The sequence below is a fragment of the Mucilaginibacter sp. cycad4 genome, assembly GCF_034263275.1.
In the GTDB taxonomy this organism is placed as follows: domain Bacteria; phylum Bacteroidota; class Bacteroidia; order Sphingobacteriales; family Sphingobacteriaceae; genus Mucilaginibacter.
This window is the reverse complement of the sequence record NZ_CP139559.1, coordinates 6158370-6173754: the sequence shown is the minus strand read 5'-3', so window position 1 is coordinate 6173754 and position 15385 is coordinate 6158370. Positions and strand designations below refer to the sequence as shown.

Annotated in this window: 11 protein-coding genes; 5 read left to right on the top strand and 6 right to left on the bottom strand. The window is 43.1% G+C overall.

Annotated features, from left to right (window positions below):
• Positions 1-12: 12 nt before the first annotated feature.
• Positions 13-1404: a hypothetical protein gene (locus SNE26_RS25470; protein WP_321556666.1), complete on the top strand. Its 1392-nt coding sequence runs from the start codon at positions 13-15 to the stop codon at positions 1402-1404.
• A gap of 167 nt (positions 1405-1571) precedes the next feature.
• Here SNE26_RS25470 and SNE26_RS25465 read toward each other — a convergent pair whose 3' ends face one another.
• On the bottom strand, positions 1572-2489 hold the full coding sequence (locus tag SNE26_RS25465) for a hypothetical protein (protein ID WP_091167247.1): 918 nt from the start codon (positions 2487-2489) through the stop codon (positions 1572-1574).
• 337 nt (positions 2490-2826) lie between these two features.
• Between SNE26_RS25465 and SNE26_RS25460 the strand changes: the two genes are divergently transcribed.
• A complete protein-coding gene (locus tag SNE26_RS25460) occupies positions 2827-4389 on the top strand; it encodes a family 10 glycosylhydrolase (RefSeq protein ID WP_321556665.1) in 1563 nt (520 codons plus the stop codon).
• 153 nt (positions 4390-4542) lie between these two features.
• Here SNE26_RS25460 and SNE26_RS25455 read toward each other — a convergent pair whose 3' ends face one another.
• From SNE26_RS25455 to SNE26_RS25445, 3 genes are all read right to left on the bottom strand, one after another.
• Positions 4543-5331 (bottom strand): DUF1835 domain-containing protein, encoded by a 789-nt coding sequence (locus SNE26_RS25455; protein ID WP_321556664.1) that lies wholly within the window; start codon positions 5329-5331, stop codon positions 4543-4545.
• Between the two features lie 109 nt (positions 5332-5440).
• On the bottom strand, positions 5441-5947 hold the full coding sequence (locus SNE26_RS25450) for a nuclear transport factor 2 family protein (RefSeq protein WP_321556663.1): 507 nt from the start codon (positions 5945-5947) through the stop codon (positions 5441-5443).
• Between the two features lie 123 nt (positions 5948-6070).
• Positions 6071-7375, bottom strand: a complete 1305-nt coding sequence (locus SNE26_RS25445; protein ID WP_321556662.1) for an amidohydrolase — start codon at positions 7373-7375, stop codon at positions 6071-6073.
• Positions 7376-7845: 470 nt separating this feature from the next.
• Between SNE26_RS25445 and SNE26_RS25440 the strand changes: the two genes are divergently transcribed.
• On the top strand, positions 7846-8253 hold the full coding sequence (locus SNE26_RS25440) for a DoxX family protein (RefSeq protein WP_321556661.1): 408 nt from the start codon (positions 7846-7848) through the stop codon (positions 8251-8253).
• 178 nt (positions 8254-8431) lie between these two features.
• Here the strand turns inward: SNE26_RS25440 and SNE26_RS25435 are convergent, their stop codons facing one another.
• Both SNE26_RS25435 and SNE26_RS25430 read right to left on the bottom strand, forming a co-directional pair.
• Positions 8432-9874: a SusD/RagB family nutrient-binding outer membrane lipoprotein gene (locus tag SNE26_RS25435; protein ID WP_321556660.1), complete on the bottom strand. Its 1443-nt coding sequence runs from the start codon at positions 9872-9874 to the stop codon at positions 8432-8434.
• A gap of 18 nt (positions 9875-9892) precedes the next feature.
• Entirely contained in the window at positions 9893-13111 is a 3219-nt protein-coding gene (locus SNE26_RS25430; RefSeq protein ID WP_321556659.1) for a SusC/RagA family TonB-linked outer membrane protein, read from the bottom strand.
• 228 nt (positions 13112-13339) lie between these two features.
• Here SNE26_RS25430 and SNE26_RS25425 point away from each other — a divergent pair, with 228 nt between their 5' ends.
• A complete protein-coding gene (locus tag SNE26_RS25425) occupies positions 13340-13672 on the top strand; it encodes a PadR family transcriptional regulator (RefSeq protein WP_091209926.1) in 333 nt (110 codons plus the stop codon).
• Positions 13673-13696: 24 nt separating this feature from the next.
• A complete protein-coding gene (locus SNE26_RS25420; protein ID WP_321556658.1) occupies positions 13697-15373 on the top strand; it encodes a PspC domain-containing protein in 1677 nt (558 codons plus the stop codon).
• Positions 15374-15385: the final 12 nt, after the last annotated feature.

Sequence of the window (15385 nt, the reverse complement as noted above, 5' to 3'; positions counted from 1 at the left end):
CCCTACACTACTATGAAAGCATATATTTTGTTCATTGCCATGAGCCTGGCCGCTGTGGGCGCATCTGCCCAGCACCATCACGATATGAAGATGAGCGATACCACAAAAAAGAACATGCGCATGAACAGCACCAAACCTATGGTTATGGATGGCATGGATATGGGCATTATGAAAATGGACACGCCCATGCACCATATGATGATGACCAGCCAGTTCTCGCGCAACCTCCCCATGAACCGCGATGGCTCGGGCACTTCGTGGGTGCCTGATGAAACTCCGCTGTATGCCTACATGATCCATGGTAAAAAATGGATGAGCATGGTACACGGCAGTTTTTTTGCACGCTATAACAACCAGGACCTGTTTAACTCGGGTAAACGGGGTGGCAGCAACAGGATTGATGTACCTAACTGGCTCATGTTCATGACCCAGCGGAAGGTTGGCAATAATGGCCTGTTCTCCATTAATACCATGTTCTCGTTCGATCCTTTTTTGGTGGGCAACGGCGGCTATCCGCTCCTATACCAAACCGGCGAATCATACAAAGGGCAAAAACTGGTCGACAAACAACACCCGCATGACCTTTTTGCAGAGTTGAGCGTGGCTTATACCCAGCGAGTGGCCAAAGATGCCGACATCTCCTTATCGTTCGGTTACCCGGGAGAGCCGGCTTTAGGCCCGCCGGTGTTTATGCACCGTCTTTCGGCCATCAATGATCCCGATGCGCCGCTTGGTCATCATTACCAGGATGCTACGCATATTACCTTTGGTGTTGCAACATTGGGCTTCCGCATTAAAAATGTAAAACTGGAGGGATCGATATTTACCGGACGCGAGCCGGACGAGCACCGCTATGATTTTGATAAAATGCGGTTTGATTCATACTCGGCCCGCTTATCCTATAACCCATCCAAAGAGTGGGCCTTGCAGGTATCCGACGGATGGATCCACAGCGCGGAAGAAGCAGAGCCGGGGCAAAACGTGAACAGGTTCACTGCATCGGCCATCCATACCAAAATGCTGAACAAAAACAGCTACGTGGCAACTACCCTGGTTTACGGGCAAAACCATTATTCGGATAATCATAAAACGCAGCCATCTGTTTTATTAGAGAATACTTTCCAGCTCAATAAAACTGCTGTTTACGGCAGATATGAATTTGTGCAAAAAGACGCCGAAGAACTGGACATGCACGATGCTTATCCGCTTAACCCCAACTTTAATATCAATGCTTTAACCCTGGGCGTAAACCGGATTTTGAGCAGCTTCAAAAACACCAACATTACAGGCGGTGTGCAGGCTACGCTCAATGTTTCGCCATCGGCGTTAAAGCCGCTTTACGGAAGTACCCCGGTTGGCTTTGAAGTTTATTTAAGGATAAGCCCGGCATTGATGAAAATGTAATGATCACTAATTTTTCGAATTAGGTCGAATTTCAGGAATTGGAATAATGCATAATTCCGCTGTTTCACTGGGACATCAAACACAAAGAGGCCCGGTTTGCTATGCAAACCGGGCCTCTTCTTTTTATTCGTGAAATTCGACCTAATTCGAAAAAATTGGTGTCAATATTATTTAAGCGTCACACCTGTTTTACCCATAGTACCGCCATCAGCATAAAGCATAATGGTATAAGTACCTTTCTGGAATGGCAGGGTTGGGTTTATCCAGTCGATGGTGTATTGTGTGCCATCATCCTTAAAATCAATGGATGTTTTATAGGTGTATTGCAGGTCCTGGCCATCGGCGCTGAAAGTTCCTGAATCAGGTGCTGTGATCAGGTTGCCGGTTGGATCAATCACACGTACGTAAATATCGTGCATGGCTTTTGTAGCCAAAGTATTGCTGGCTACGGTGAAGTTGATCTTCAGTTTTTTAGCCGGGTTTGCACGGGTTACGTCCACCTCTTTGCCGCTGCCCTTTATTTTATAGGCCACTACATCTGAGGTTGCCAGCTTGAGCGCCTGGGCTACCTTCACCTTAGCACCAAGATCTTCATTTTGTTTAGATAGCGTATCCACCTTTTTGGCAACCGTTGCCAGATTGGTCTTTAAAGTGTCCCTTTCAGTGGTGAGCGATGTATTCTGCTTTTTAAGCTCATCAATGTCGGCAGTATACTTGGTTACAAAATAACGGAGTTGTTTTACATCCTCCTGTACTTTGGCAAGTTCCTGTGCGGTAAGCTTACCTTTAGCCAGCTTGGCCCTCAGAACTTTAATGGTCGACTTTAACGAGTCGTTTTTGGCGGTTAGCGCCGCGGTCATTTTGGCTTTGCCTGCAGTGACCTGTTCAACCTGCGATTCAAGACTGTCAAGCTCGGTTTGCAGCCTTGTTTGCTCATCATGCTGATAAACTATTTTTTTATCGGAGTTGTTTTTTTGCAGGTACAGATACACATCGGTACCCAATAAAGCAAGCACTACTACAATAAGAAAATAAATGACGTTTGAGTTTTTCTTAGGTTGTTGTTGCCCAGATTGGTTTTCCATAGCAATTAAATGTTAAGTTTTAGCATAGTTAAGCAAGTGGTATAACAAAAGCTTAGCTATAGTGTTTAGTTTTTAACGAAATATCAACTGTTAATTGATGTAAAGCGCTTTCCTGCAAGTATATACAGATGCGTTTATCCTTAATGGTTAACATATTGAACGTTAAAACACTAAAAATATGATTTTTTAAAAAATTATTACATCAATTGTTTTAGGCGTGGAGCTAAAATAACTACAAAATGTTTAAAACACAATAAGGCTTCAATTTTTATACTTCATAATAAACCTGCTACGTTATGAGTTTATATCTTTGCAACTTTCAATTTAATTCTATTTGATGCATATATACCAACGGTTCATACTTCTGATTATAATCCTGTTTACAAGTTTAACAGTTAATGCGCAGCCGGCCGATCTTGTACCGGCACCGGTTGATGTAAAAATGCAGCCCAAACGCGAATTCAGGGGAGTATGGATAGCTACCGTGGTTAACATCGACTGGCCAACCAACTCCAAATCCCCGTCAGAAAAGCAGAAACAAGAGCTTATAGATATCTTAAATTCGCACCAGGAAACCGGGATCAATGCGGTTATGCTGCAGGTACGGCCCGCTGCCGATGCGTTTTATGCCAAAAGCCGTGAGCCGTGGTCAAAATATTTAACCGGTAAACAGGGCCAGGCCCCCAGCCCCAACTATGATCCGCTTGAGTTTGCCATCACCGAAGCACATAAGCGCGGCATGGAGCTGCACGCCTGGTTTAACCCTTACCGCGCCACGTTTGATGGCAACTTTGCAGCGCTTAGTCCGCAGCATATCACCAAAATAAAGCCCGAGTGGTTTTTTACCTATGGCGGGATAAAAACATTTAATCCCGGTTTGCCCGAAGTGCGCGACTATATTGTACAGGTAATACTGGATGTTGTGGATAATTACGACATAGACGGCGTACACATGGACGATTATTTTTATCCATATCCCATTGCCGGACAAAAGATCAACGACGAGGAAACATTTAAAAAGTACGGCGAGGGTTACGATAATATTAAAGACTGGCGCCGCCACAACGTCGATTTGCTGATACATATGATTGCCGATAGCGTACATGCACATGATCCTAACATGAAATTTGGTGTAAGCCCTTTTGGCATCTGGGCTAATAAAGCCCAAAATGAAGAAGGTTCCGAAACCAATGGCGGCTCGTCATATTATGAAAACTATGCCGATACCCGCAAATGGGTAAAAGAGGGCTGGATAGATTATATTAACCCGCAGCTTTACTGGCAGATAGGCAACCGTGCCGCTGATTTTCAAAAGCTGCTTGACTGGTGGAGTGACAACACCTATGGCAGGCACTTATATGTAGGCCAGGCAGCTTACCGCATCAACGAGCGGAAAGTTCAGGCGTTCAGGAACCCGGCCCAGCTACCTCAGCAAATAGAACTTATTCGTGATAACCCAAGGGTACAGGGCAGTGTTTACTTTAGCTCCAATTCGCTCACCAGCAACCCCCTTGGCTTTACCGACTCACTACGTGACAATTATTACCAATACCCGGCCTTACCTCCGGTAATGCTGTGGCGCGACTCAATACCTCCTAACGCCCCACAACAAGTTACGGCTAAAGCCGTAGGTAAAGGTGTAGCAATAAGGTGGCTTACCCCAACTTTAGCTAAAGATGAGGAGCCGGTTTACGGCTATGTGATCTACCGCTTTAATGATGGTGAAAAGATAGACATCGACAATCCTAAAAACATTCTCAAAATCAAATATGATCCCACGCCTGGATATGATGACAATACCGTTATCAAGGGCAAAACCTATTTTTACGTAGTCACGGCATTGGACAGGATGAAGAATGAGAGTGAACGATCACCTACGATAGCTGTCACGGTGCCGTAAGTCACTAATAACTTGTTGTCATTTTGAAACGAGGAACGAGTGAGAAATCTTATGCACCTTGATTGGCGAATGAGTATAGTTAGTTTGCATGGCGTATAAGATCTCCTTCCCCAATGCTCAGGCCCTCCCCGCTCAGTCGTATTATAGGTTTTATTAAATGGTAATCAACCCTTTTTCCTTCAGTTTATCCAGGTAGATATCAATCTCCGAATCGCCCATACCAAAAATAGTTTCAGTTTTCCAAAAGGTTATGTAAATGGCCGTTTTGGTTTTAGCGCCGCTATTATAAATATCCAGTAGCTTTTGTTCGATATAACTTAATCCATCGGCATTGGTTTGCATCCGTTTCAGGTGCGCTTTTAGTGCAGGCTTAAGTAGCGGAACGCCGCCCCAAAAGGTATTTTCATTGAGCCATTTTTCTAACCCGGCGAGGTCATTATTAACGTATAACCTCCAGGCATCGGCGGCCAGGCCGAGCTCCCATTCGTTCAAGCGTTCGCGGGCATCGTACAATTCTTCAAATTGTTCGCCGGTTAATTCGCCCAGGCCTTTCTTATTATCAAACTGAACACAATCGGCCAGGCAAATGAGGTAAATGGCCGGGGCCGACATATCTGTTTTTAGCGATAACATTTCCAACACGCCCAGCAGGTTTACCTGGCAATGCAAATCGAACTCAAACCAAAGGTTAATCTCGTTATACCGGCTGTTTAGCTTGCCAAGCTCATCTATCACTTTATGCTGATATTCATTTGCCGGGGCATTGAATGTTGTCCCGATCCAATCGCGGCGCGCACTCCAGAAACTCCCCGAAAGAATATTTTCCTGTAAGGGGCCTTCAGAAAACACCTCGCGCCAAACCATAACATCGCCGTCGAGCCCGGTTTGATCAAAACCATCTAACGCGGCATCGCCATTTAATATGTGTAAGATAGAGTTCATAAAAGCTAAGTTATAAATAAAACCGGGGCCTTTCCTGAAGCGGGAATTTTGTCAACCTTAATTTTAAATTCAGATTGCAAAAGTAGCAGGTTTATAATACAGGAGGTGTTTACATGCCGTTGCGCGGTACCCAGGCCTGGCTTTTAATGAGCCATTTACCGCTCACTATCCTTAATACAAATGAAAAAGCCCCCTGCTCTTCAAAATGTTCGCCATTTACAAGGCCGGTATATTCAACAGGAGCTATGAGGTAAACTATTTCATCGGTTTGCTGAAAAGTTTTGATACGCTGCAAATCAACTTTAAAACCACTGATCTTAAAATCCTTAACCGCTTTTTGTACCGAATTTATCCATTGTACACCCGCCAGTTGACCATTCCACGAAAAGGGGGGCTGTTCATCGGCCACTACGGCATTAGGGGCGTAAAGATCAGATACTGCTTCGATATTGAAAGTGCCGGAAGCTTTTATTACAGTTTCCACAACCTGGCGCACCTCGGGCTTTAATTTAGCTACCGTATCGGCAGGCAGCATCATTTTTGCCGAAGCTGTCATGCCAGGCAAACTGCTCATCAACATGCACAGGCATAAAAGGGGTAGTAAATGCTTTTTCATGATCTTAACAATTTCACACTTATGCTATTAAGGCCGTTCAATATACGAATAAGCCGCTGTAAAAATACTTTTTGACCGCTATTGTTTCAGCTTAATTAAAAAGAACTATCGGGTGTTGAATACTTATCTTTTGTTGCCCATGTAATCAATGGCCAGGTTGCATAAGGCTTTTACACCTAAACTAAAGCCGCTTTCGTCAATATAAAAATCGGGCGTATGGTGCGACGGTGCTTTCAGCGGATCGCCCCCCTTTGGCATACCGCCCAAAAATATGAACAAACCCGGTACCTTTTCCTGGTAAAAACTAAAATCTTCGGCACCGGTTACTGGCGGACGCAACAGCACATTAGCGGCACCGGCGGTTTGCTGCAGGCTGGGCAGCATTTTTTGGGTAAGCTCAGGATCGTTATAAGTTACAGGATAGTGGTTACTGTAGGGGATCTTTACCGTAGCTGTAGCTCCTTGCGCTTCTGCAATTTTAGTGGCTATTTCTGTTACCCGTGTAATCAGTAATTTTTCGTCGGCAGGAGTAAAGGAGCGGAGCGTGCCCAGCATTTCAACCGATTCGGGGATAATGTTTGAACGGTTGCCTCCCTTTATAGCGCCAATAGTAACTACCGCAGGGTTTTCGGTTACATTGATATTACGGCTTACAATGGTTTGCAGGTTATTGATGATCTGGGCCGATGTTACGATCGGGTCCACGCTCGACCATGGATAAGCCCCGTGGGCCGACCGCCCTTTTACGATGATCTGCATATCATTAACCCCGGCCATGGTACCACCCGGACGATAGGTTATTTTGCCAACCTCTGTTTGCGAATTAATATGCAGCCCAAAAACTACGTCAACTTTTGGGTTCTCTAAAACGCCTTCCTTTACCATCTCCTCAGCTCCGCCTTTCTGTCCGGGTTCAACACCTTCCTCCGCGGGTTGAAAAATGAATTTTACGGTTCCGTGCAAATCTGCCTTCATTGACGAGAGTACCCGGGCAACAGCCATCAGTATGGCCATGTGCGAATCATGCCCGCAGGCATGCATTACACCAACTTCCTGTCCGTTGTAAGTAGTTTTTACTTTGGATGCAAATGGCACAGGTGTACGCTCAATAACCGGCAGGCCATCCATATCCGCCCTCAAAGCGACAACGGGGCCCGGATGCCCGCCTTTTAAGACCCCAACCACGCCGGTAGTGGCTATGCCGGTTGTTACCTCAATACCTAATGACTGTAAATGTTTAGCAATGATGGCCGATGTACGCACCTCATGATTGCCCAGTTCCGGATGTTCATGAAAATCCCGGCGCCAGGTTATCACCTGCTCCTGCAAGGCATCGGCTTTAGCATTTACTTGCTGGCGCAACGCGTTTTTTTGCGCCAATGCCTGCAATGAAAAAATACATAAGGATAAAATAAGGCTTGCTTTCATACGGGTTGTTTGGAGATAGTAATATAAGCACAATAGTTTGAATATGGTAGATTGGGAGAGTACTGGCTTATCGGCCCCAATAAATAGGTGACAAGCGTGTTTCGTCTCTTGAGAGGACAGAGTGTTAACTTAAGCCGGCGGGGGGGTTAACAGGGTTAACAGAAATTCATTTTATTACATATATATTATTGACAATCAATTACTTAAATAATACACGGGGTTAACTCCGGGGCCGCCGATTAGCCCGGGTTGAGAGGGTGTTAACTTAAGATAGAAAACCCGGGGTGTTGTGTAATTCCCCTGTCAAGAAAGGCGGCGTATGTTGGCAGAGCAGGTGACGAACGCAGATGTTCCGCTCCTCATCGTTATTCCAGCGCGTGCCCGTGCAATAGGGGAATTAAGTCTCCTATTTTAATACCTTCCAACATTTTTATTACCTTAAGCCCTCACATCAATAAAAATATCTTTAAATGGCACTATTAGGCAATTTAGGCAACTACAAAAACTTCGGACTGCTGATCATCCGTATCGGGCTTGGCATCATGTTTATTTATCATGGCTATCCTAAATTAATGGGCGGCGTAAAAAGCTGGGAACACCTTGGCGGATCGATGAAATACGTAGGCATTCATTTTTGGCCGATAGTTTGGGGATTGCTGGCCGCTGTAGCCGAATGTTTTGGAGGCTTCCTCCTTATCATCGGCCTTGTGTTCAGGCCGGTTTGTATCTTATTATTTATTAACCTCGTGGTTGCTGCTTTGATGCACCTGCGTACAGGCGGCGGGCTTAGCGATGCCGCTCATGCTATTGAGGATGCCATTGTGTTTGCCGGTTTAATATTTATAGGGCCGGGGAAATATAGTGTTGATAAAAAATAAATTATTATAACATGTTGACACATAAATTATTGAGCTAAAAAGCCAATAGTATTCATCCGATATTTTCGCCTGCAGATATATTATCTGCTTGCGCACTATTTATATGGCTAATTTCAAATAAAAAGGGGTGCAGTTAAATGATAACTGTACCCCTTTTTTTATTTATTACTTCTAAACATCATGGTTTGTCCCACCATACGCGAGTATCTACAACATCGGAGCCTCCATATGGGAAAGCAGCAACAGCCGCTTTATAATTATCTCCATTTAAATTAGGCTCTGTAGTTGGGTAACCAAATCTACGAGGTATTTTGCCCCCTGGATTTACAGCATCTGGCGCCGGAGTAAGATTCGGAATGCCAGTTCTTCTCCACTCAGACCAGCCTTGCTGACCAACACCATAAAGAGTAATCCAGGTTTGCTCCTGAATTTTAGCAACCGGTGTAGCTATCGCAGTCACACCAATAGTTGTTAAATAGGTATCAACATTACCTGTAACCTTCCATTGTGCCCATGAATCGCTTATTCCTTTTTTTGTAAGGTCAAAGGCATTTTCACCCGTTGAATAAGTAATGGCAGCTTCAGCACGTAACAAGTCGATGTATGATGCAGTAATGAGGTAAACAGGCGCATCGGCTGTTTTCCAAGCTGTTGCAAAAATAGTACTGTAATCAGGATTGGCCACAAGAAATGTTTGATTATGAGCTCGGTTTAAACCGTACGGAACCCCTTTAACATTGCCGCTTGCATTTACTTGTCCATAAGCAAATACGCGTGGATCAGCATAGGCATTTAATTTACCGGTAACAGTACCACTTATCGCAAGAATAGACGCACCTGTTAACCCATAAAAAGGGTTAATGAACGTACCTCCTGGATATTTTACACCAAAATTATCAGTATTACTGGTAATATACCCTGCAGCGTCAGTCAATGCTGCGGTAAACTGAGCTTTACCCGTAGCCGGATCAACTTTTGAAAGGCGCATTGCTAACATTAAACGTAATGAATTAGCAAATTTTTTCCACTGGCTTAAGTTCCCATTGTAAACTATATCGCCAGTAATGGGATTACCGGTAGACTGGAAAGATGCAATTGCTTCCTTCAGCTCTTTAAAGAAGTCTGCATAAATAGCCTGTTGTTTATCATAAGGTGCAGTGGTATTTTGCTTTAGTGCCTGACTATATGGAATATCACCATAACGATCAGTAGCCAATGAATACCAATAAACTTTTAATATCCTGGCAATTTGTATTTGATTAACAGTATTCCCAGCCTGTGCTGCAGGATCAGGCTTAGCCGACGCAGTGTTAATGATATTTTGCAAGTCATATAAACGACCAGCATAGAAACCACTCCATGAAACATTACTTTGCGCATACAGCTGATTATCAGGATATTGAACCTGACTGAAATATTGCGCGAAATACTGCGTACTGGCAAGCGTCGCATCTGACGTTAAACCTACGGCGAGTTGAGATTCAACACTTGTTAATAAGGCCGAGGCTACAGGTGTTCCAGCTGCATCTGGGTTTACGTTACGTTCGGACAACTTAGTACATGCCCCTAAACCCAGAGCTAACATACTAAGGACGGTATAATATTGAAATTTCTTTTTCATGATAATTTTCTTTTTTGATTAGAAGCCAGCCTTCAGTGTTAAACCTAATGTCCTTGATGGAGGCAATTGACCACTTTCTCCATAAGCGTTCACAAATTCAGAAGGGTCAAAATTCCTGTTTTTGGTATAAATTAACCACAGGTTACGACCAAACGCACTTATAGTAAGATTCTGGATAAATTTATTAGCTGCCGTACCTTTAAGATTGAAAGTGTAACCAATGTTAGCTTCACGGAGTTTTACGTAGCTTAGATCAAAAATGTGCATTTCATTGATCTTATTTGCACCATTACCATCATAGTAATCAATAGCATCGACATACATATCAACAGGTGCTCCATTTTTATCAACGCCTTTAACATGTACACCTCCACCATCGGCAACAGGGTCACGAAGAGGCCTTCCTTTATCATTGTTTCCTGCAGTATATTGATACAAGCCTGAAAACCCACCCCAAAGATCAGAAAGCGAGAAATATTTACCACCTTTAGAAAAGTCCACAGTAAAGTTCAGTGAGAAATTTTTATATTTAAAGGTGTTAACCATACCACCGGTAAATTGCGGTAATACCGAACCAAAGTTCATGTTATCCTGAAAAGCATACAAGCCAGTGGCCGGATCAATAACCGGCTGACCGTTTATCCTTTGAATACCACGTCCGCGAATTTGACCATACTCACCTCCTACGATAGCCCATACACCCGGGGCATATGCTGTGGTACCTGTAGCACTTGAATAATCAGCACCGCCTAGGTAATAGGTTTGGATACCAGGTGCAAGTTCCAATACTTTGGATTTGTTTCTCGCAAAGTTTGTACTGATGTTCCACGAAAAACTATTTGTTTTAACTGGATAACCATCAACTGTAAGTTCAACACCTTTGCGCTGAATCTTGCCGGCATTAATCAATTTCTGAGTGAAACCACCTACCGAGCTTACGTCAACTGTAACGATCTCGTTTTTCTTTGTTTCACTGTAATAGGTACCACTAAACCCTAAACGGTCATTCAGGAACCTGATATCTAAACCACCCTCAGCCGAGGTTGATAACGATGGTTTTATGCTACCGTCAATAAGTTTATCTGGTGTAGAGATTGTTGGTGCTCCGTTCCATTGTGCACCGGGTGTATAATACAAACTAAGGTTGTAAGGATCAAGATCCGAACCTACTTTTGCCCAGTTTCCACGAACCTTTAAAAAGCTTACTGCCGGAATGGCGTTTGTAACATATTTAGTTAACAACGCCGACAAACCAACCGATGGGTATAAATAGGAGTTAGCACTTTTAGGCAGAGCCGAACTCCAATCATTACGTAAGCTAAAATCGGCAACAAGAATATCGTTCCAGTTAACACTAGCACGACCATAAACAGACCTTACCTCTTTATAAGTACGTTGTTGAGCATAATAGCCGGGCTGTACTTTACTATTTGAAATAGCAAATACATCAGGCACTATTAAACCGCCCTTTGTACCGTTTTCGATGTAGCTATAGCTATTGTACCGATCATTGCCACCGATGTTTGCATCAATGTTAAAGTCGCCAAATTTTTGATTATATGATGCCAGAACTTCGTAGTTATTTTCAACACTTCTTATTTCATAAGTATCATAAGTAGCTCTCACCGGACGGCCGCTTTTGGTGGTTGCGGTTGAGAACTCATTTATAGCTAATGGTGAAGATAAGTCAGACGTACTAATCTCGAAAATAGTAGGCAGGAAAGATTCGTAATGGGTATTCCTTTGATTTTTCCTTACAGTACCGCTAACTTTAAAATGATCATTCAATTTATAAGTTAAAGCGATGTTACCATAAATACGGTCTTGAGTATTGATCGCATAAGCCTGGTTGAAATAGGCATATGGGTTAGTCCAGTACAAAGTGCCGCTGTAAATAGAATTTGCATTTATCCCGTTTGAATCATCAAGGTTCCATGAAGGAAGTTTACCTGTAGGCGTCCTCAAATTTTGGAGTTGTTTAAGGATATTTATATCCAAATCACGATGAAACCATGAATTGAACGAACCTGACGCATTATTACCATATGCATCGCTAAATTCACCACGGGTTCTTTGATTGACATAATTAATGTCTGCACTAACTGTGAAATGTTTAGATAAATCATATGACAGGTTACTTTGAATGAAATTTCTTTTCAACCAAGACCCCGGTATTTCTCCATGTTCATCTTGATTAGTATAAGAAACCCGCGCGTTATAACCATCACCAGCCTTACCGAAGTTAATATTATTTAGCAGTTGGCGACCTGTATTATAAAAATCTCTTACGTTATTTGGTTGAGGAGTTAATTTAGCCGTCTTGAATGAATATTGAGTACCAGGTATCCACGCATACCAGGGAATATATTCGCTTCCATCCATTTTTGGCCCCCATGAAGCATCATCAAAATAGGTATGGTATTTCTTTCCATCCAAGGCTTTCCACTCAACCGGATCGCCGTCTGCCCAGTTAAAAGTTTGCCAGCCAGCACCCGCAGTTCCACCCGAATATTCATTTTGATACTTTGGTAAAGTACTTACACTATTGAATGCTACTGTCGAGGTGAAATTAATACCAACACCAGGCTGTTTCTTTGCCTTTCTCGAAGTAATCATTAATACACCCGCGTCAGCACGTTGACCATAAAGTGCAGTAGCAGAAGGACCTTTCAACACCTGAACATCTTCAACATCATCCATATTAATGAAGTTAATATCGTCAACAGGGGTGCCGTCTACCACAAATAAAGGTTGATGCTCATTAATTGTAGCGGCACCGCGTAAACGAATCAGTGCTTGCGAACCTAACTTTGCATTAGATTGGCTACGAACCTGCACACCCGCAATTTTACCAGCCAATGCCTGATTAATGTCTGTTTGGCGGGTAGAGGTCAACTGCTCTCCTTTTACCCCCTGTTGGGCGTAAGAAAGATTATCAGCTTTTCTTTGGATACCAAGAGCTGTTACGACCACCTCATTTAATTGACGGTTAGAGGCTTCAAGTGACACATTTACAATGTCGCCAGTTACCGTTCTTTCAAGCGTAGCATACCCAACAAAGCTAAAAATGAGAACTGAATTAGTTGGCGTGCTGAGTACGAACTTACCAGCTGCGTTTGTTTGAGTGCCGCTTACTGTCCCTTTAATTTTTACTGTTACTCCCGGAATGGGTAGGCCGTCATCTTTGGCCGTAACCGTACCAGTAACTGTACGGTTTTGCGCGAATACTTGCGTCATAGACAACACAAGTAAGCACAAACTTACGAGTAGAAGTTTTTTCATTTCGTTAATAATAAGATCAGTTAATAGTTAATTAATCATAAAAGTAATGTTACGTTATCAAAAAGTCAAGTAATTTCTTTCAAAACGTCATTTTTTTTTCAAAAAGCCAAGTTTCAGCTAAATGAATAATAATTATAATACTATGTATTGCATAATACAATCTAAAACATATATCTTTGTATTATGATCGTCGAAAACACCCAAACCCAAATGAGAAAAGGCATACTGGAGTATTGCATTCTCTCTATCATAGCTAAGGGCGAAACATATGCATCAGACATAATTGCTGAACTTAAGAAAGCCCAACTGCTTGTAGTTGAGGGTACTCTGTATCCTCTTTTAACCCGTTTAAAAAATAATGGACTGCTCACGTACAACTGGGTGGAGTCAATTTCCGGGCCGCCCCGAAAGTACTATGTGCTCTCAGACGAAGGTCGCGCGGTGCTTGAACAACTCGATAAAACCTGGCAGGAACTGGTATTTGCTGTTCAAACAGCTATCGGAGAAAGAAAATAGAAAAACCTACAAATCACTTTAATCATGAACAAAACAATTATCATAAACATAAACGGCATGGTTTTTCACATTGAAGAAGATGCCTACGAAGTGCTGAAGAATTATATGACGGATGTAAAACGTCATTTTTCAACTTCGGCCGATAGCCTGGAGATCACAACCGACATCGAAAACCGCATTGCCGAAATGTTTAACGAGATCCTGGCACGCGACGCTAAACAAGTTATTGTTGAAGCCGACGTGAAGGAGGTTATTGAACAAATGGGCAGCGTACAGGATTTTGAAACTGCCGAAACCGACGCCAAAACCGCAGGCGGCAGTCCGTTTGAATATAATACTGAACGCCGCAGGCTTTTCCGCGACCCGGACGATCACCTGATCAGCGGTGTATGCGCCGGTATTGCCAATTATTTCGACATTAACCCGGCCTGGGTAAGGCTTGCTTTTGCTATCCTGGTGCCTTTTGCCGCCATGGGCCTTATTATATACATTATTTTATGGATGGTGGTGCCCAAAGCCATTACCCGCGCCGACCGTATGGCCATGAAGGGCGAAAAGCAGGACCTGAAGGGTTTTAAAAAGAGCTTTGAAGAAGAGTTAAGCACCGTACGTGAAAACCTTCAAAACTTTAAGCATGAAGCCAAACCTTTCATTTACCAGGTGCGCGATCTCATCAGCGATATTTTTGAACATCTTGCAGCTTTTTTAAGAGGCACCGGCAGTTTACTTGGCAAACTATTGGCAGCGGCTGTTTTATTAACCTGCCTTGGCATGACCGTAGCGCTCATTGTATCGCTTATTGGCTTATTTGCCGCTGGGAATATGGGGATCTATACCTTGTTCCCTTTCAATATAGCTAACCACCAGGCTAACGGGATCTTTATGGTAAGCGGCTTTTTAGTGTTAGCCATACCGCTATTAGCAATCATTTTATCAACTATTGGCTTCCTGTTTAAAAAAGCTTCATTTAACCGTTCAATTGGTACTACCTTATTATGTATCTGGTTAGCCTCATTGGGAGCAGTTTCTTACTACGGCGTAAAAACTGCGGCCAGCTTTCGCGAGGGCGGTAAATTTACCCAAACCATTAAGCTTAAGCCAACTGCAAACAATACCTATTACCTGCATCTCAATGACACCAAATATTTAAGCAACGAGGACAGTACCCGCCTTAAAATAAACGAGCGCTTTAAAGGCATGATCATTTTAGATGATGACTTTAACGGCGATGATATGCCAAATCATAATGTTACCATTGATATTGAAAAAAGCGATGTGCCGCAGCCTGTACTGATCGAAACTTTCAGCGCCCGTGGCAGCAACCTTGAGGAAGCCCTGATCAACGCCCGCAGTGCAGCTTATCGTTTTGAACAAAAAGATTCGGTTTTGAATTTTGACCGCCATTTGGAAATGCCCAAAGGCTTTTTATGGCGCGGACAGGAGCTACGTCTTACCTTAAAGGTACCGCTTAACGCTAAGATCATTATTGATGAAAAGCTTGACCGTAACATTACTTTTAATATATATGAGTGTAAAGACCAGGTTAACAATAACGGCATCACCACGGCTACTTACATCATGACTGCAAACGGATTGGAGTGCAAAACAGACACTAACGCAACGGCTGATAAGATCATGGAAAAGATAAAAGCATCAAAAGACGGAGGGGTGCCGGATACTACCATTATGCCGGAACATTAAAAAGCCACCTGT

Bases quoted from the DNA above. Each gene is read 5' to 3' on its own strand.
- SNE26_RS25470 (WP_321556666.1), top strand. From the start codon at position 13: ATGAAAGCATATATTTTGTTCATTGCCATGAGCCTGGCCGCTGTGGGC.
- SNE26_RS25465 (WP_091167247.1), bottom strand. From the start codon at position 2,489: ATGGAAAACCAATCTGGGCAACAACAACCTAAGAAAAACTCAAACGTC.
- SNE26_RS25460 (WP_321556665.1), top strand. From the start codon at position 2,827: ATGCATATATACCAACGGTTCATACTTCTGATTATAATCCTGTTTACA.
- SNE26_RS25455 (WP_321556664.1), bottom strand. From the start codon at position 5,331: ATGAACTCTATCTTACACATATTAAATGGCGATGCCGCGTTAGATGGT.
- SNE26_RS25450 (WP_321556663.1), bottom strand. From the start codon at position 5,947: ATGAAAAAGCATTTACTACCCCTTTTATGCCTGTGCATGTTGATGAGC.
- SNE26_RS25445 (WP_321556662.1), bottom strand. From the start codon at position 7,375: ATGAAAGCAAGCCTTATTTTATCCTTATGTATTTTTTCATTGCAGGCA.
- SNE26_RS25440 (WP_321556661.1), top strand. From the start codon at position 7,846: ATGGCACTATTAGGCAATTTAGGCAACTACAAAAACTTCGGACTGCTG.
- SNE26_RS25435 (WP_321556660.1), bottom strand. From the start codon at position 9,874: ATGAAAAAGAAATTTCAATATTATACCGTCCTTAGTATGTTAGCTCTG.
- SNE26_RS25430 (WP_321556659.1), bottom strand. From the start codon at position 13,111: ATGACGCAAGTATTCGCGCAAAACCGTACAGTTACTGGTACGGTTACG.
- SNE26_RS25425 (WP_091209926.1), top strand. From the start codon at position 13,340: ATGATCGTCGAAAACACCCAAACCCAAATGAGAAAAGGCATACTGGAG.
- SNE26_RS25420 (WP_321556658.1), top strand. From the start codon at position 13,697: ATGAACAAAACAATTATCATAAACATAAACGGCATGGTTTTTCACATT.